The sequence below is a fragment of the Yinghuangia seranimata genome, assembly GCF_029953285.1.
GTDB lineage: Bacteria > Actinomycetota > Actinomycetes > Streptomycetales > Streptomycetaceae > Yinghuangia > Yinghuangia seranimata.
On the sequence record NZ_JASAOI010000062.1, the window covers coordinates 83,876 to 101,464 of the forward strand.

The 17,589-nt window shown below is 73.0% G+C and carries 10 protein-coding genes and 1 tRNA gene; 4 read left to right on the forward strand and 7 right to left on the reverse strand.

Annotated features, from left to right (window positions below; genetic code table 11):
- Positions 1-65: 65 nt before the first annotated feature.
- Positions 66-833 carry an IclR family transcriptional regulator gene (locus tag QI554_RS35910; RefSeq protein WP_281476379.1) on the forward strand — a complete coding sequence of 256 codons (768 nt, stop codon included), beginning with the start codon at positions 66-68 and terminating at the stop codon, positions 831-833.
- 57 nt (positions 834-890) lie between these two features.
- Here the strand turns inward: QI554_RS35910 and QI554_RS35915 are convergent, their stop codons facing one another.
- Both QI554_RS35915 and QI554_RS35920 read right to left on the reverse strand, forming a co-directional pair.
- Complete coding sequence (locus QI554_RS35915) at positions 891-3,062, reverse strand: restriction endonuclease (RefSeq protein ID WP_281476380.1); 2,172 nt, start codon at positions 3,060-3,062, stop codon at positions 891-893.
- A gap of 140 nt (positions 3,063-3,202) precedes the next feature.
- Positions 3,203-6,460 carry an AfsR/SARP family transcriptional regulator gene (locus QI554_RS35920; protein WP_281476382.1) on the reverse strand — a complete coding sequence of 1,086 codons (3,258 nt, stop codon included), beginning with the start codon at positions 6,458-6,460 and terminating at the stop codon, positions 3,203-3,205.
- Positions 6,461-6,793: 333 nt separating this feature from the next.
- On the opposite strand from QI554_RS35920, the gene QI554_RS35925 reads away from it, so the two are divergent.
- The gene (locus tag QI554_RS35925) at positions 6,794-8,911 is read left to right on the forward strand and encodes a serine/threonine protein kinase (protein ID WP_281476383.1); all 2,118 of its coding nucleotides are present in this window, start codon (positions 6,794-6,796) and stop codon (positions 8,909-8,911) included.
- A 43-nt stretch (positions 8,912-8,954) separates the two neighbouring features.
- On the opposite strand, the gene QI554_RS35930 is transcribed toward QI554_RS35925, so the two are convergent.
- Positions 8,955-9,650, reverse strand: a complete 696-nt coding sequence (locus tag QI554_RS35930; protein ID WP_281476384.1) for a nucleotidyltransferase family protein — start codon at positions 9,648-9,650, stop codon at positions 8,955-8,957.
- A gap of 129 nt (positions 9,651-9,779) precedes the next feature.
- Between QI554_RS35930 and QI554_RS35935 the strand changes: the two genes are divergently transcribed.
- Together QI554_RS35935 and QI554_RS35940 are read left to right on the forward strand one after the other, a co-directional pair.
- A complete protein-coding gene (locus QI554_RS35935; protein ID WP_281476386.1) occupies positions 9,780-11,609 on the forward strand; it encodes an ABC transporter ATP-binding protein in 1,830 nt (609 codons plus the stop codon).
- Between the two features lie 50 nt (positions 11,610-11,659).
- On the forward strand, positions 11,660-13,525 hold the full coding sequence (locus QI554_RS35940; RefSeq protein ID WP_425528115.1) for an ABC transporter ATP-binding protein: 1,866 nt from the start codon (positions 11,660-11,662) through the stop codon (positions 13,523-13,525).
- On the opposite strand, the gene QI554_RS35945 is transcribed toward QI554_RS35940, so the two are convergent.
- The 4 genes from QI554_RS35945 to QI554_RS35960 form a co-directional block, all read right to left on the reverse strand.
- The gene (locus QI554_RS35945) at positions 13,485-13,748 is read right to left on the reverse strand and encodes a DUF397 domain-containing protein (RefSeq protein ID WP_281476389.1); all 264 of its coding nucleotides are present in this window, start codon (positions 13,746-13,748) and stop codon (positions 13,485-13,487) included. The genes QI554_RS35940 and QI554_RS35945 overlap by 41 nt on opposite strands.
- A 38-nt stretch (positions 13,749-13,786) precedes the next feature.
- Positions 13,787-15,418 (reverse strand): glycan biosynthesis hexose transferase WsfD, encoded by a 1,632-nt coding sequence (gene wsfD / locus QI554_RS35950; RefSeq protein ID WP_281476391.1) that lies wholly within the window; start codon positions 15,416-15,418, stop codon positions 13,787-13,789.
- A 627-nt stretch (positions 15,419-16,045) separates the two neighbouring features.
- Positions 16,046-16,164: transfer RNA gene (locus QI554_RS35955), tRNA-Arg, on the reverse strand.
- Between the two features lie 277 nt (positions 16,165-16,441).
- On the reverse strand, positions 16,442-16,972 hold the full coding sequence (locus QI554_RS35960) for a hypothetical protein (protein ID WP_281476393.1): 531 nt from the start codon (positions 16,970-16,972) through the stop codon (positions 16,442-16,444).
- Positions 16,973-17,589: the final 617 nt, after the last annotated feature.

Genomic DNA, 17,589 nt, shown 5'->3' on the forward strand with positions numbered 1-17,589 from the left:
TCTGGCATACGGAATTTCAACAAGTTGTTGAGATGTGCGGAACCGTGACCTTCGGAGGATCGAGGATGGCCGAGCGGGCGTCCGGCGGCGTGCAGTCCCTGGAGCGGGCCTTCGACCTGCTCGAAGTCCTCGCGGACGCCGGCGGCGTACTCGGGCTGAGCGACCTGGCGTCCCGGTCCGGGCTGCCGATGCCGACCATCCACCGGCTCGTGCAGACGCTCGTGCGCATGGGATATCTCCGGCAGGACGCCTCCCGGCGGTACACGCTCGGGCCGCGGCTCATCCGGCTGGGCGAGACCGCGGGCCGGCTGCTGGGCGGCTGGGCGCGGCCGTACCTCGCCGAGCTGATGGAGTCGACGGGCGAGACCGCGAACCTCGCGGTGCTGGAGTCCGGCGAGGTCGTCTACGTGGGGCAGGTGCCGTCACGGCACTCGATGCGCATGTTCACCGAGGTCGGGCGGCGCGTACAGCCGCACTGCACGGCGGTCGGCAAGGCGCTGCTGGCGCAGTTGCCGGACGACGTGGCCGCGCGCGCCATCGGCCCCGGCCCGCTGACCGCGCACACCGCGTTCACCGTCGTCGACCCGGCGGAGCTGCTGCGGCAGTTCGCCGTGATCCGCGAGCAGGGCTACGCCGTCGACGACCAGGAGCAGGAACTGGGCGTGCGGTGCATCGCGGTCGTCGTCCCGGGAGCGCCGACCGCGACCGCACTGTCGGTGTCCGGCCCCGAGGGGCGGATCAGGGCCATCGACGAGAAGGAACTCGTGGCGACGGCCCAGGAGATCGCGGGACGCCTGGGCAAGGCCCTCGGCGGAGGCGACGAGACCGAGTAAGGCGAAGCACGCGCGGCCACGAGGGCTTCGCCCTGCGGCCGCGCGGTGCTGATGCGGTCAGGCCACGTCGATGCCGAACCGCGTGACCAGCTCCTCGAGTCCGCCGCGGTAGCCCTGGCCGCCCACCACGAACTTCCAGTCGCCGTTGGCGCGGCGGCGGAACGAGCCGAGCACGAGGGCGGTCTCGCCGGGGCGGCCGTCCGACACGTCCAGCTCGTCGAGCACGGTGCCGCGGGCGTCCGACAGCCGGATGCACGCGTCCGTGAAGCCGGTCAGGTCGGCATTCGGGTTGACGTCGGGGTCGATCGCGGCGACCAGCACGACCCGGTCGGCACGCGCGGGCAGCGCGTCGAAGCGCACGGCCACGGCCGCCTTGTCGCCGCCCGACGCGGGGACCGTGCGCACTGTCCCGTCCGGCGTGGTGTTGTTGTTGAAGAACACGAAGTAGTCGTCGGACAGCACGCGTTCGCCTTCGCAGACGAGCGTGCACACGTCGAGCGCGACGCCGCCCGACCACGACATGCCCAGCACGTTCGCGTCCGCCGCGGGGGCCGCGGAGGCGGGGAGCGTCCCGGCGGGGGCGGCGTTCGCCGAGGGGGACGACGCAGCGTCGGCGCGCTGACCGGGCACCCCCGCGCCGGACGACGGCGCCGAACCGCGGCCCGAGCCGCCGCGCGTCCCACCGCCCTCGCCCAACCGGCCGCTCAGCCCCGCCTGTTGCAGCAGCTCGACCAGCTCGGTCCCGTTGACCAGCGTGAGCGGCTTGCCGCGTACGAACGTGTACGAGCCGGGCCCGAACCCGGAGGTCGTGACGAGCACGCCCTTGTTCGCCCCGACGTCGTGCACCGTGCCGTACAGGTCGCGCACCGCCGTCGGCGGCACCGTGTGCCGGTAGCGCTTGACCTGCACGATGATCCGCCCGCCGCTCAGCGGATCGGGGTCGTGCGCCTCGACGTCGACCCCGCCGTCGCCCGACCGCACGGTCGTCAGCGCCTGCAGGCCGCGTGCCCGGAACAGCTCCGCGACCAGTTGCTCGAACGCGATCGGGTCCATCTCGAACAGGTCCGGCGCGTCGTCGTCGCCGTGCGACACCACGCTCGACCCGACCTCGGACGGCCGCCGCGCGGCCCGCACCGAGGCGCGCTGGTCGGGCTTCGCCGACAGCTGGCCCTGCAGCGCCTCGGACAGGCACTCGACGGCGCTGACCTGCGCGAGGTTGAGCCGCTCGTACGCGCTGCGCTGCACGGTCGCCGACGCCAGCACCAGCTTGGCCTGCCGGCCGGTCGCCGGGTCGTGGTCGTCGACGAAGCCGTTCACGACGACGGCGTCCAGCAGCCCGAACTCGTCGGCGGCGAACATGTCGCGCACGACCAGCAGCACGCTCTGGGCGAGCACGTCGCGGTAGACCACGCGGCGCTGCGTGACCGGGCGCGCCGTCTCCTTGTCCTGGTCGGCGCTCGGCATGTACCGCACCGACTTGGTCTCGGGGACGATGTCGAACCCGGGCAGCTGCCAGTCGAGCACCAGTTCGCGCGCGCCGCGGTCGTAGGCGGCGGCCACCTGGCGCGGGAAGTCCTGCGGCCACACCGACGAGGCGTACAGCGCGGCCGAGAAGTACTGCACGACGGCCTCGGGGTCGCCGCCGCGCAGCGTCGCGCCGAGGTCGCGCACGCCCGCGTTGTGGCGGCGGATGTCGGCGAGGCGGGCGTCCGCCCACTGCTGGTACTGGCGGCGGTACGCCTCCAACTGCTGGACGCGCTGCGCCTCGGCGGCCTGCGCCGTGTACCAGTCGCGCTCGAACCGGGCGCGCGCCTCCTGCTGCGCGTTGCCGCCCCAGCCGCTTTGCGCGGGCTGGTAGTTCGCCTGGTTCGGCATCGGGATCGGCACGGCGAGCGCGCCGGGCGAGAACGGTTCGAGCTGTTCGGACAGCGTCATCGACCCGGCGCGGAACGCGGGGGCGCGGCAGCCGGCGGCCAGAAGCCCCGTCAGTTCGTCGACCCGTGCGTCGAGTTCGTCGGTGCGGCGGCGCGCGTCGGCCTCGCGGCTCTGCCGGTAGGCAGCCTGCTGCTCGCGGTGCGTCCGGGCGGCGTCCCGCTCGGCGGTGCGCTGGGCCCGCTGCTGGTCGCGCTGCTGCTGCTCGGTCGCCCGCCGCCGCGCGTCCTCACGCCGTTGATGCTGCCGCTGTGCCTCGGCCCAGACTCCGATGAGGCCGTCACTGCGCCGAGTCATGCGGGTGGACGCTCCCTAGGTCGCGCGGGGGGACGGACAGGGCCGCCGACAGCCGGTTCACCAGGCGACTTTACCTCTCACGAGGGACAGCGGCGCAGCGAGTGCCGAAGGTCGCCGGAGGGGTTTCGGCTCCCCGTCGGTCAGGTGCTGACCGGGGCCCAGGACGGCCATTCGGCCGGGGGCGCGGCCTGGGTCGGGACGCCGCGCAGCAGCGCCTCGGCGACCGCGCGGCCGTGGCGGTCGCCGTCTGCGGTGAGCAACTCGAAGGCTTCCAGCGCGGATTCGTGGGCTCCGGTCGGGTCGCCCGCAGCGTGGCGGGCCTCGGCGAGGGTGACGAGCGTCCAGCCGACGCGGCGCGGCAGGCCGCCGGAGCGCAGGAGGTCCAGGGCCGCCGTGTAGTGCTCGACGGCGCGTTCGGCCTCTCCCGTGCGCAGCGCGACCATGCCGAGCGTGGCGTGGGCACCGGCGTTGAGGGCGGTCGCGTCGTCGCCGGTGCGGTCGACGTCGAGCACGCGTGCTGCGGCGTGGGCCGCTTCGGCGAAGCGGTCGGCGCGGGCCAGACCGTCGGCGAGTGCGAGCAGCCCCTGCGCGACGGCCACACGGTCGCCGGTCTCCTCCCACAGCCACAGCGCCGTGGTCAGCGCGTCGATGCCCTGGTCGTGGTGGGCGACCTGGCCGAAGCAGGTGCCGAGCGCGGTGTGCACCTGGGCGAGCAGCGGGCGCGGTACGTCGACGCGGCCGCACAGTTCGCGGGCGCGCAGCAGTTCGGCGACCGCGGAGGTATGCGAGCCGACGTCCAGCAGCAGTCGGCCGAGCACGAGCCGGGTGCGGGCCTCAGCGGCCTCGTCCCCGACGCGGCAGGCGGCGCGCAGCAGTGCGTTGGCGGCCCAGCCGAGGCTTCGGGCGGCCTGCCCGGTCTCGCACAACGCCCGGAACCCGAGCAGGAGTTCGGCGCAGTCGCCGACCCGGATCCCGGCCTCGCCGCACTGCGCGACGACGGCACCGATCGCGCTGTAGTGGGTGCGCGCCCAGTCCGGACCCGCCGCCGAACCGGCCTCGGCCTCGTCGGACCCGGGCGGGCGTACCCCGTTGCGGACCGCCTGCGGGCCCAACGCGCCGACGGTGACCGCCAGATAGTGGTCGACGAGCCGTTCCAGGATCGGCCCGATCGCCGGGACACCGACGCTCTCCGCCTTGCCGCCGCCGCCCGACGCGCGCCGCGCGAACACCCGCAGCAGGTCGTGGAAGCGGTAGCGGCCGGGCGCGGACGTCTCCAGCATCGAGCAGTCGACGAGCGACTCGGCGAGGTCCTCGGCGTCCGGCTCCGGCAGGTCGAGGACGGCGGCCGCGGCGGGCAGCGTCAGCTCCGGCAGGTCCGGTACGGCGAGCGCGCGCAGCGCCTTGGCCTGACGTCGGGTCAACTGGTCGTAGCCGAACCGGAACGCGGCCTCGACGGTCAGGTCCCCGGCGCGCAGTTCGTCGAGCCTGCGGCGCTCGTCGGCGAGCCGTTCGACGAGCGAGGCGATCGTCCAGCGCGGTCGGAACGCCAGCCGCGCCGCGAGGATCCGCACCGCGAGCGGCAGGTGCCCGCACGCCTCGACGGCCTGGGCCGCGGCGTCCGGTTCGGCGGCGACGCGTTCCGCCCCGACCACTCCGGTGAACAGGTCGAGCGCCTCGTCGGGCGTGAACACGGACAGGTCGGCGAAGTGCGCGCCGGACAGTCCGGCAAGCCGGGCGCGGCCCGTCACCAGCACCGCGCAGCCGGGCGCGCCGGGCAGCAGCGGGCGGACCTGTTCGGCGTCGCGCGCGTTGTCGAGGAGGATCAGCACGCGCCGGTCGTGCAGCACCGAGCGGAACAACGCGGTGCGTTCGGCGGCCGCGGCGGGGATGGTGTCGGCGGGCAGGCCGAGGGCGCGCAGGAACGCGCCGAGCGGCTCCTCGGGATCGGCCGCGCGACCGTCGGCGCCGTGCAGGTCGGCGTACAGCTGCCCGTCGGGGAAGTCCGCGACCAGGCCGTGCGCCACGTGCACGGCGAGGGCGGTTTTGCCGACACCGCCGAGGCCGGACACGGCCGCCACGGGCATCGCGGTGCGGGTGCCGGCGTCGGCACGCAGCACCCGGCGGAGATCGTCGGCGACCGTCTGACGGCCCGTGAAGTCAACGACATCGGCCGGGAGTTGCGTCGGTCGCGGAGGCGTGACGGAGCCGCCGGGCACCACACGCGGATATCCGACGGGACCGGCGTGCGGTTCGGCGGCGCGGACGTCGGTTCCGCCCGAAGCGGTCGCGTGGCCGCCGTCGTGCGCCGCGTCGTCGTACGCGTCCACACCGGCGGGAGGTGTCGCGTGAACGCCGGGCCCGGCGTGGGTCGTGGACCGAGGGTCCGCGCCGTTCCCGGGGTGTGGTTCCCCGGCCGGAGCACGGGAGCGGACGTCGACGGCGCCGGAGACCGGGGCGAAACCGCCGTCATGGGCGGCCGGCACACCAGCGGATCCGTGCGCAGAGGCGGCGCCCGCGTCGCCCCTCCGCTCGCCGGGCGCGAGCCCGCCGACCGACGGAACGCGCTGCGCCGGCCCAGGTATCACCCCGTGCGGCGCAGAGCCCGACCGCACCGGCTCCGCCACCCGCGGCGGCACGGCCAGCCCCGGGTCGGCGTTGAGCACGCGTCGTTGCAGGTCGCACAGGGCGGGCCCGGGCGCGACGCCGATCTCCTCGTCCAGCACGCGGCGCGCGGCGGCGAACGCCTCGAGCGCCTCGGCCTGGCGGCCCGCCCGGTACAGCGCGAGCATGCGCAGTTCGGTCAGGTGCTCGCGCAACGGGTGCTCGGCGGCCAGCGCGGCGAGTTCGGCGATCAGTTCGGTGTGCCGGCCGCATTCGAGGTCGGCGGCGCAGCGGGCCTCCAGAACGGCGAGGCGGCGTTCGGCGAGTCGTGCGCGCTGCACGTCGGCGTACGGGCCGGGCAGTCCGGACAGCGGTTCGCCGTGCCACAGGGCGAGGGCGGCGGCGTACGCGTCGGCGGCGTCCCCCACCTGTCCGGTCGCGGCGAGGCGGCGGCCCTCGGCGGCGTGCGCCTCGAACGCCACGACGTCGAGGCGAGCGGGGTCCAGACGCAGCGCGTAGCCGCCGGCCACCGAGGCGAGCGCGTCGTGGCCGAGCACGCGGCGCAGCCGGAACGCGTACGTGCGCACGGTCGCGAGCGCCTGCTGCGGCGGCTCCTCGCCCCACAGGCCGTCGATGAGTTCGTTCGCGGAGACGGTGCGGCCTTCGCGCAGGAGCAGGGCGGCGAGCATGCCGCGCTGCTGCGGTGAGCCGAGCGGCAGTTCGGTGCCGTCGCGCCACGCCCGGATGGGTCCGAGCACGGAAAAGCGCATGCCGAGGTCGACGCCGGGTGCTTCCACGCCCTATCGCCCCTCGCTGTCCGCTGTTCGTCGTCGGCGTGCCGGCGGTGGTCCCGCCTGCCGCGTACCGCCCGCCGCGCGGTCCCCGGGCCTGGTTCGCAGGCTCTCGCACCGGACGGCAGCAAGCAGGATAGGCATACGACAGTCCGTCCGGTGCGCAGGTCCACCGACCGAACCGCCCCGGGTCTACACGCGGTGATTCTTGACCTGGCACACTTCCGTCCGCCGGTGCTCTCGGGGGAGGGAGCCGGTGCCTCCCGGCGGTTCGGGGGCGGCACGGTCAGCGGCGCGGGCGGAAGTCCGCAGGGCACGGCGCATACACGGGGCGGGAGCATGTGGGGTACGGGCACGGTCTTCGGGGGCCGATATCGGCTTCTCCGACACCTCGGCAGCGGTTCGATGGGCGAGGTCTGGCTCGCCGAGGACCCGGTGCTCGAACGACGGGTGGCCATCAAGGTTCTGATACCGGCGCTGCTCGACGACCCGGGCTTCGCCGAGCGGTTCCGCGCGGAGGCGCGGACGCTCGCACGGCTGGCGCACCCCAACGTGGTGGCGGTCCACGACTTCGGCGACGGCTCGCACGGCGGGCGGCCGGTGGCGTACCTGGTGATGGAGTACGTCGAAGGCGACACGCTGGCGCGGCTGCTCGCCCGCACCGGCCCGCTGGACGCCGTCGCCGCGCTGGAGTTGGCGGCCGGGGTGCTGGACGCGCTCGGCGAGGCGCACGCGGCCGGGATCGTGCACCGGGACATCAAACCGGCCAACCTGATGCTGTGTGAGGACCGGGTCGTGGTCACCGACTTCGGGATCGCCGCGGCCGAGGAGGGCGGCGGTCGGCTGACCCGCACCTCCGTGGCGATGGGGACGGTGCCGTATCAGGCGCCGGAGCAGGCCGCGCGGGGCGACGTCACAGCATCGGCCGACCTGTACGCGCTCGGGGTCGTTCTGTACGAGTGCCTGACGGGTCGTCTGCCGTTCGACGGGGCCACGGCGTTCGAGGTGACGCTCAAGCACCTGACCGAGACCGCCCCGCCGTTGCCGGACGCGGTACCCGGGCCGGTGCGGGCGCTGGTCGCCCGCGCTCTGGCGAAGGACCGCGCCGCGCGCTGGGCCGACGCGGCGGAGATGGCCGCCGCGGCACGGGAGGCCGCCGCCGGACTCGCACCGGGAGGGCTGTCGTTGCGGGCGACCGTGGCGGCTGCGGACGCAGCGGCCACCGCGGCGGTGGCCGCACCCGCGTCCACGGAGCCGAAGTCACCGCAAGCCGAGGCGGCGTCATCGAACGGACCGGCGGCGCCCGCGACGGACACCGGTCCGCGGACGAGCGCCGCCCGCCCGGCCAAAGCCGACGCCTCCCCGCAGCGCCCCTCCTTCATCGGCCGCCGGGCGCGGTCGGTGGCGCGCGGCATGCACCGCCACCGCGTCATGCTGTCGTCGGCCGTCGCCCTCATGCTGATCACGGGCCTGTCCACGGCGCTCGCGGTGGTGGCCGGACGCCCGCAGCCGACGGTGGTCGGCAACGCCGCCGCCGAGTCACCGCTGGGCGGCCCCGGGCAGGGTTCAGCTGCGGGCGCGAACGGCGCTGCGGCGAAAGGCGGTTCGCAAACCGCTCAGCCGTCAAGCAGCCCCAGCGCTCCGAGCGGGACGACCGGCGGCTCGGATGTGGCCGGCCCTCCCTCGGCCTCACCGACGACCACTCCGACCACCGGTACACCGACGCCGAAGCCGCCCGCGGCCACCAGCACGCCGACCGGTGGCCCGTACGCGCGCCCGCCGGGCGGCACTCCGAACGGCGGCGGCCCCGCCGACGGCACCCCGACGACCGCTCCCCCGACCACCCAGCCCCCGAACGACGGTGACCACGGCGGCGGTTCGCCCGACCCCGACCCGCCGCACCCGAAGCCCACGCCGACCGGGCCGGTCGTCCCGCCGACGGCGGTGCTCGTGAGCGTGCCGACCGGGCTGGCGCTCGACAACGCGGAAAGCGCCTCGGACAACGGGACGGGCGTCGGCACGTACACCGACAACGGCACGTCCGCGCAGCAGTGGAGCATCAAGCGCCAGGACGACGGCTACCTGATCCGGTCGGGCCCGTCCGGGTTCACGAAGGCGCTGGAGATGAACACCCTCCCGTCGCTGTGGAACGGCGCCACGATCACCCAGATCTGGAGCAACACCGGTACGACGAACCAGCGTTGGGACATCCAGGAGCACGGCACGCCGGGCCGCTTCCGCCTGGTCAACAAGTCCAACGGCCAGTGCCTGACCGCCAACGGGATGGCGGTGTACGCCGACGTCGAGCCGTGCAACGACACCGACACACAGCTGTGGACGCTCCGGCCGATCGCGACCGTCGAAGCGAACCCGCCGGGAGAGACGGCACCGCAGCCGCTGTCGGCGGGAGACACCCCGAGCGCTCTCGCAGCCACCCGCACCGAGCCGACCCGCTGACAGCGCCGAGACACCGGCAGCGGGCAGCGGGCAGCGCATCCGCTCACTCGAGCCGCTTGAGGTCCTCCGGCGTGTCGATGTCGTACGCCTCCGCCACATCCCCGCACTCGACCAGCCGCAGCTGCTCGCTGTGCGCGGCCAGGAACACGCGGGCGCCCGCGTCGCCCTGTGCGCTTGCGTCGATTTCCGGCCACCAGCGGGCGGCGAACAGCACGGGGTGGCTGCGTTTGCCGTCGTACGTCGCCGCGGCCAGGTCGGCGCCGTCGCCCACATGCGCGGCGATCAGCCGGGCCACGGCCGGTGCGCCGACGCCGGGCATGTCGACCAGTGTTACCACAGCCGCATCGCAGTCGGCGGGCAGCGCCGCCAGCCCGGCGCGCAGCGAAGAACCCATGCCGGTCGCCCAGTCCGGGTTGTCGACCACCCGGAATCCGGACAAATCCGCGGTGGCGCGCACCTGTTCGGCGGACGCGCCGAGGACGACGGTCACGTCGTCGCAGCCGCCGTCGCGCAGCACCCGCACGGCGTGCTCGACGAGCGGGCGGCCCCGGTACGGCAGCAGCGCCTTGGGCCGGCCCCCGAGGCGGCTGCCTCCCCCGGCGGCCAGCAGCAGGCCCGCGACGCGGGCGGGCCGCTCCGGGCCGCCGTGCGCGCCCGCTGGGCCGTCCTCGGCTCCCGCCGGGCCCGCCGAATCCGCCGCGCCCGCGTCGGCCGCCAAGCCCGCGTCGTCCGCCGTCATGCCGCCTCCTGTTCTCGAATACGCAGCGTAGGCGACGCGCCTCGCCCGCCCCGTGCGCGTGGCCGGAAAGCCGCTGAGCGCGCAAAAACCAGGTGACCGGTCGGGATGCCGTCCGTACGGTCGAGGATCATGGCCGACCCATTGCCTTCCGCGTCGACGCCGTCCACAAGACACCGCACCCCGACGCTGCGTACTCTCCTTCGGCTGCGCCCGTTCGTCCGCCCGGCGCGCACCAGGCTCCTGCTCAGCGTGCTCTCGGCACTGCTCATGGGCGTCGCCGGACTGATGATCCCTCTCGTGGTCGCACACGTGATCGACGGCCCGGTGGCCGACCACGACACCGGCGCGCTCTGGCCGTGGGCGCTGGTCCTGCTCGCGCTCGGCGTGGCGGAGACCGCGTTCTTCGGGATACGCCGCATGCTGACGGCACGCCCGCTCGCCCGCGTCGAGGAATCGATGCGCAACCGCCTCTACGAGCACCTGCAGTCGCGGCCCGTCGCGTTCCTCGACCGCTGGCAGTCCGGCCAGCTGCTGTCGAGGGCCACGCAGGACCTGGGCCACCTGCGCATGTTCCTGTCCTTCGTACTGGTGTTCCTCGTCGTCAACGCGGCGGTGTTCGTGATCGGCACGACGATCCTGTTCGTGCTGAACCCGCTGCTCGCGGCGGTGATGAGCGCGGCCGTGGTGCCGCTGGTGCTGATCAGCGTCTGGTTCGAGAAGCGCTACCAGGCGCTGACGCGCCGGTCGCAGGACCAGATCGGGGACATCGCCACGGTCATGGAGGAGTCGGTGCTCGGCATCCGCGTCCTCAAGGCGTTCGGCCGACACCGGGCGATGGAGCGGCGGTTCTCCGAACTCGCGGGCGAGCTGCGCAAGACCGAGCTGCGCAAGGCCCGCATGGTCGGGTGGATCTGGGCCGGGCTGATCCTGCTCCCGGAGACCTCGATCGCCGTCGCGCTGTACCTCGGCGTGCGGCAGGTCGCCGACCACGCGATCACCACGGGCGAACTGGTGGCGTTCTTCACCGTGTCGCTGTACATGCGGTGGCCGATCGAGTCGTTCGGCTGGCTGATCGCGGCGACAACGGATGCCGGCACGGCCGCGGCCCGCTACTTCGAGGTGCTCGACGCGGACGGCGCGCTGCCCGAGCCCGAACAGCCGGTCGAGCTCGAACAGGTGACCGGTGCGCTGGCGTTCGAGGGCGTGCGCTTCCGGTTCCCGGACGCCCCGCCCGACAGCCCCGACCTGCTGCGCGGCGTCGACCTCGCGGTGCGGCCCGGCGAGACGATCGCCCTGGTCGGCGCGACCGGCTCGGGCAAGACGGCGATGACCGCCCTCGTCCCGCGGCTGTACGACGTGACGGGCGGGCGGATCGCGCTGGACGGCGTCGACATCCGCGACCTGGCGCTGGTTCGGCTGCGCGGCATCGTGTCGGTGGCGTTCGAGGAGCCGGTGCTGTTCTCGATGAGCGTGCGCGAGAACGTGCTGCTGGGCTTCCCCGACGGCACGGACGCGGACGTCGAGCGGGCACTGGCCGTCGCGCAGGCGGACTTCGTGGCCGGCCTCCCCTGGGGGCTCGACACGCGGATCGGCGAGGAGGGCCTCGACCTGTCGGGCGGCCAACGCCAACGCCTCGCCCTGGCACGCGCCGTCGTGTCGCGGCCGGCCGTCCTGGTGCTCGACGACCCGCTGTCGGCGCTCGACGTCCACACCGAGGCGCAGGTCGAAAAGGCGCTGCGCAGCGTCCTGTCGACGACCACGGCCCTCGTCGTGGCGCACCGGCCCAGCACCGTGCAGCTGGCCGACCGGGTGGCGCTGCTCTCCGGCGGCCGGATCACCGCCGTCGGCACGCACGACGAACTACTCGAGAGCAGCGCCGAGTACCGGCACCTCATGGCTTCCGAGGAACCGCGCCTCGACGCGGACGACCTCGCATATTCCGCCGAGGAGGCGGTGTGACCACCCAGCCCGGCTCGCCCGAGCCCTCCCGTAGCGACATCGAGGAGTCGATGTCCTGGCGCGGCATCAGCTCCCGTGCCTCGGACACCGATTCGGACGACCTGTCCGAGGCCGACGCCGAGCAGGCCGGCGGCGAGGTCGGTGGCGCGACCCTCGGCAACGCCCGCGCGGGCGACGCGCGCCGCCTCCTCGCCTCGCTGCTCGCGCCGCACCGCATGCTGCTCGCCCTGGTGGTGCTGATCGTCGTCGTCGAGCAGGCCTGCCTGCTCGCCGGGCCGTTCCTGATCGGCCTGGCGATCGACGAGGCGCTGCCGGACGCCGTCGACGGCGACCAGTCGACGCTGATCGCCGTGGTCGTCGCGTACGTCCTGTGCGGGGTCGTCATGGGCGCCTCGAAGGTCGGCATGTTCTACGCGATGGGACGGATCAGCCAGGGACTGCTGCTGGACCTGCGCACCCGGATCTTCGACCACGCCCAGCGCCTCAGCCTGGACTTCCACGAGAAGTACACGTCGGGCCGGATCGTGTCGCGGTCCACGGGCGACGTCGACGCCGTCCGCGAGCTGCTCGAAGAGGGCATGAACGGACTGACGTCAGCAGCCCTGACGTTCGTCTGTTCACTCGTCTTCCTGTTCTTCCTCGACGTTCCGCTCGCCCTGATCGTGCTGGCGGGCGTCGTCCCGCTCGCCGTCTCCGCCGTCTGGTACAAGCGCCGCGCGGTGCGGATCTATCGGCGTCGGAGCACCACCATCGCGGCGGCGATCACGCAGTACATCGAGACGTTCAACGGCATCCGCGCCGTCCAGGCCTTCCGGCGCGAGCCGCGCAACGCCCGGATCTTCCGCACCCTGAACCGCCGGTACACCGACGCCAACGAGGACAGCCTGCTGCTGTTCGGGTACTTCTCGCCGGTCCTGTGGCTGATCGGCAACCTGACGCTGGTCGCCGTGCTGATGACGGGCGCGTACCGGATCGCCGACGGTGGGCTCGAACTCGGCGTGCTCACCGCCTTCGTGCTCTACATCCGACGCATGTACGAGCCGCTGGACGAGGTCGCGCTGTTCCTGAACACCTATCAGTCGGCGGCCGCCGGCCTGGAGAAGGTCGCGGGCCTGCTGGCCCACCAGCCGGGCATCGCCGAACCCGAGCACCCCGCGGACCTGCCGGCCCGACGCGGCCACGCCCGCAAGATCACCTTCGACGACGTCGAGTTCGGGTACCAGGACGACGTCACGATCCTGCCCCGCTTCGACCTGGAGATCCCCCGAGGCCAGACCGTCGCGATCGTCGGCCCCACCGGCGCGGGCAAGTCCACCCTGGCGAAGCTCCTGGCCAGGTTCTACGATCCGACCTCCGGCGCCGTGCGCCTGGACGACATGGACCTGCGCGCCATGACGACCGCGCAGCTCCGCGGCGAACTCACCATGATCACCCAGGAGTCGTTCCTGTTCTCGGGCTCGGTCGCCGACAACATCGCCATCGGCCGCCCCCACGCCACCCGCTCCGAGATCGAAGACGCCGCCCGGGCCATCGGCGCCTACGAGTTCATCGCCGAACTCCCCGACGGCTTCGACACCGACGTCCGCAAGCGCGGCGCGCGCCTGTCCGCGGGCCAACGCCAACTCGTCGCCTTCGCCCGAGCCCTGCTCGCCGACCCGGCCGTCCTGATCCTCGACGAGGCCACCTCGTCCCTCGACCTCCCCGGCGAAAGGGCCGTCCAACACGCCCTGGCCACAGTGCTGGAAGGCCGCACCGCCGTGATCATCGCCCACCGCCTCTCCACGGTCGAGATCGCCGACCGAGTCCTGGTGGTGGACGGAGGCCGCATCGTCGAAGACGGCTCCCCCAACGAACTCATGACCGGCCGAGGCCGCTTCAGCGCCCTCCACCACGCCTGGCGGGAGTCCCTGGTGTGAGCTGCCCAAGAAACACGCCCCACGCCTCCGGACCGAAGGTGACGTAGGCACTCTCAGGCCGCTTGCTGTCGCGGAGATCCGCCGCGGCCCCAAGGCTGCGGCGGGCCTCGACGCATTCGCCGTTCTGACGCTGATCATCGGCTGGCCCGACGCGCCCACCCTGAATGATCGCGGTCGCAGAGCCGCTTCCTGTTGCCCAGTGAGCGCCGAACGCGACCGTCACGTCTCGCCCGCGAAGCGGCGTAGGCGTACGTCAACGGGTCACGTCCGGTCTCCGCGGAGTCGCCGCACGGCGTACGCCGCGAGGGTCGTGAGCGAGATTCCCACGGCGACGACCGCGAAGAACGCGGCCAGCCATACGTGCTTGGCCAGTTCGTAGTAGCCGTCGCCCCACACGGCGACGAGACAGGTGAGCAGCGCCAGACCGGCGGCTGCCGAGGCCAGGAGCAGCGGACCGTCGACCGGTCCGATGCCCGGCCGCACCGGGCCGCGGCGCCGTCGCTTGGCCGCGTACGCCGTCGGGCCGACCAGGCAGACGGCCAGAAGGGACGTCAGCCCGACCGTGCCGCCGCCCGTCGTATCGACCGCACCGACCACCGCGTACGGCTTGTCGAGCACGTCCCGCACCGGGCTCTCGGAAGGCTTCCGGCCGACCTCGTTGGGGGCCAGATACGGTATTCGCACACCGTCCGTCGCCGCGATCGCCCTGGTCACGAGCGTGTAGGCGAGGCCGGGATCGCGCATGACGACCCCGGCCGCGCGCCGCCGGCTGTCTGCGCCGCCCTCAGTGAAGTAGTGGACCCAGTCCGGCTGCACCATGCGGGACGGCGGAGGCCAGGTGTCCATGCCCACCAGGTCCTGCAGGGACTCCGGCAGTCCGAGGTCGGCGAGCGAGCCACCGCGGCGCTCGAGTTCAGGGGCGACCGCGCCGAGGACGAAGTCGGCGTCGGTCCGTTCCTTGAGCCGCAGTTCCTCCGCCCAGGTGGTGCCGGCCCGGTACCAGGAGCACACGGGCACGACCAGAGCGGCGCACAGGCAGGCGGAGACCAGGCGCGGCAGCGCGCGCCCGACCAGGATGCGTCCGCGCGTGCTCTGCCCGGGTTCGTACTGCTGTGGCTCCCACGGCTTGGCGAGCAGGAGCACGAGTGCCGCGACCGCGGCCAGCGGCACGTAGGCCTGCTTGGCCAGGCCCCCGTAGAGGCCACCGCACAGCACGAGGGCCAGGGACGCGACCCGTTCCGCCCGCGCACGGACGGGATTGGCCAGCACCCCGGCCACACCGACCAACACCAGGACCGCGCCGACCAGCCCGGCGGACTCGGAGTACGGCGAGACGAAGAAGCGCGCCATGACCGGCGCCACGGCGGCGACCGCCACCACGGCGAGCGCGGCCATCCCCGCGGCACCCCAGCGACGCAGGAGCAGGACACCGCAGCCGACGGCGACACCGAGGAACGACGACTCGACGGCCGCAAGGGTGCGCAGGCTGAACACCCCCTCGTCGGGAGTCAGCGCATTGAGCAGGAGCCTCCGCGTCGTCGGGTACACGGGGAGACCGGCGCAGCCCGGGTATTCCGCTACCCGGTAGTTGACGACGACACCGCCCTGCCAGGCGGTCCGTTGCGACGGAGTGTCAGCAGCCAGCCGCGCCGGACAGGTCAACCGGGTCCCGTCGCCGTTGTCGTCCGCGCCGTACACCGCCCCGAACACACCGGTCACCAACCACGCCGCGGCCACCGTCGCCACCGCCGCCAGGACAGCGGCAACCTTCCATCCGCGGGACGCCTTGTCGCCGGGCCCTGCCTCGGAAGGCGCCGCCCGCGCGAGCACAACGCCGCCGGCGCCCTCCGGCGACATCGTTCTCGACTCGAACGCGCCGCACAGCTTGGGCATCCGTGAACCTCGCAAAGCGTCTCATTGCAGGCACAGATCGCAGCAAACCAGCGGATTCCCCCCAGAAAATCCAACCAGTTGTTCTAAGTCCATGCCCGTATTTGGTGCGCGACCACCCCCGCGCCCGCAGGGCATCGGCAATGACCGCACGTCCGTCGAGGCTTAAAAGACTCGAACCCCCCAGGAGGTTGCTCGACGACAACACTCGATCGAGAAGGCAGCCACAGAGGCACCTCGCGCCCGACCGGACACCGCACAGCGGGACAACGCCAGAACCGACCGGCAGCCGAGTCAGGCCCCAGGCTCAGACACTCGGGGAACCCGCCCCACGCCTCCCCACAGGCCGCGACGGAACCGCCCTGTTCGCCCAGTGAATGTCGAAAGTACGCGGCGCATCCACCGCGCCGCGCCGACCACGCGCGGCGCGGAACCCTCAGCAAGGGGCAACCGCAACAGCCTTTCCCAGCACGGGTCTTAGAACGCGACGCGGCCCACGGCCGCACCACGCCGACCGTCCAACCCGCGCCACAGAGGAGTGGCTGTAAGGCAGTTTGGGTTCTGGCACAACTTCTGTGGACCTGGACCGGCGTCGCAGGGCATGCGCTGGACAAGCTCGCAGGTCGGCTGCGGTACCGACGGGATTTGAACCCGCGGACAGATAGGGGCAGGCCCGCCCCGTCTCCGTCAGTCGCCGTGGGCGGGGCCTCGCCCACGTCGATCGCAATTGACCGCTCTGCCACGGCACCGCAGCCTGCGAGAATGCGCGCCATCCCGCTCCGGCTCACGGTAGCGGAGCGTCCTCTGCACAGCGAGCCTTTAGTCCGTGCCAGCAACCGTTGCAGTAGGTCCACAGAAGTTGTGCCAGAGCCGCAGTTTGGAAGGCAGATGTCCGCGAGCTCGGGAGGCGGCGAGGGGCTGTCCGCAGCCCAAATGTTCACTGCATTCGAAGGCACGTTGCATGCCCGATGGTCTCGCTGAGCCGCTCACCGGCGTGACGGATCATCAGCGCCATGCCTGACACGGTCACGCCAAGTCTGGGCGCAACCGCCGCCGGTTCGTGTCGTCGGTCGGGTTGAAGCAGGGGACATGCGGAGCTAGGGAGGCAACGGTGTCGTGCAGGGCTCGCAGTTCGTGTGCAGGCCCGATCCAGATGGTGACCGTCCCGGAGACGGGGAGGCCGACCGTCTTGTCGAGCCAACGGTCGAATCGCGTGCGGCCCAGCCCCTTGCGTCGGCGGTGGGCTTCAGACGCCGCAACGCCGACCCAGTAGTTGCTCTTGCCTTTCCAGGTGACGAAGGCTTCGACGTCTTCCCAGGCGATCACGTCGTAGTGCGTTCGGCTGCGCCAGCGTCCTCGGGTGAACCCCACGCCCGAGGCATCAACACGCAGACGCGTAGCCGGGCCGTGGAACGCCGCAGTGCCCGCGAAGACGAGGAGCACTCCAAGGGCGGTTGCAAGGGCAACCGCGCCGATGCCCTGTCCGGTCTCCAACGCTTCCACCGCGACAACACCCCACCCGGCACCGCACAGCAGTCCGACACCGGCGAGAGCCATGACGCCATCTGTCCACGTCCAGTGGACCCGAAGTTCATAGCTCGCATTACGTGAGAATCGCATGGCCAGATGGTCCCAGCCGACTGGTCTGCAGCGAACGGCGCCCTCATCGGCGCGGCGCGGAACTCCACACGCTGAGCACACCCCGCCCCGCGCCCGGAACGTCCAGCACGACCCCGCCCTACGGGCGGCGCGGCCAACGGCCGCGCCACCTGCCGTACCACCACCGAAACAACTCCAGCTCGCGTGCCGACCGACGTTCCCGGCCAATCCCCGTTCAGACAAGTGCTTTTGGCGCAGCGCGGCCCTGGGCCGCGCCGCGCAACCGTCCAACCTGCGCCACACCGAACGAACCCTCGCGCGGGAGCGTCACGCCTCACGCGCGAAGCGTCGTGGGCGTACGCGAGCGCCAGTCCGCCGCGTTCGGGGTACTAGGCGCACCGCGGCCGACGGGCGCGGCGCGGCTCGCGGCCGCGTCGCGCAACCGTCCGCCAGGGCCCGATCCAGTCGAGCAGCAACAGCGAACCCACACGGCTCACGCGCGAAGCGTCGTGGCCGTACCCCGTGCACCCGCACGACTGGGGTTCTTGGCCGCGCCGCGCCCCCCCGCGCGGCGC

Coding starts and splice junctions, on each gene's coding strand:
- QI554_RS35910 (WP_281476379.1), top strand. CDS start 66: ATGGCCGAGCGGGCGTCCGGCGGCGTGCAGTCCCTGGAGCGGGCCTTC.
- QI554_RS35915 (WP_281476380.1), bottom strand. CDS start 3,062: ATGACTCGGCGCAGTGACGGCCTCATCGGAGTCTGGGCCGAGGCACAG.
- QI554_RS35925 (WP_281476383.1), top strand. CDS start 6,794: ATGTGGGGTACGGGCACGGTCTTCGGGGGCCGATATCGGCTTCTCCGA.
- QI554_RS35930 (WP_281476384.1), bottom strand. CDS start 9,650: ATGACGGCGGACGACGCGGGCTTGGCGGCCGACGCGGGCGCGGCGGAT.
- QI554_RS35935 (WP_281476386.1), top strand. CDS start 9,780: ATGGCCGACCCATTGCCTTCCGCGTCGACGCCGTCCACAAGACACCGC.
- QI554_RS35940 (WP_425528115.1), top strand. CDS start 11,660: ATGTCCTGGCGCGGCATCAGCTCCCGTGCCTCGGACACCGATTCGGAC.
- wsfD (WP_281476391.1), bottom strand. CDS start 15,418: ATGCCCAAGCTGTGCGGCGCGTTCGAGTCGAGAACGATGTCGCCGGAG.
- QI554_RS35960 (WP_281476393.1), bottom strand. CDS start 16,972: ATGGCTCTCGCCGGTGTCGGACTGCTGTGCGGTGCCGGGTGGGGTGTT.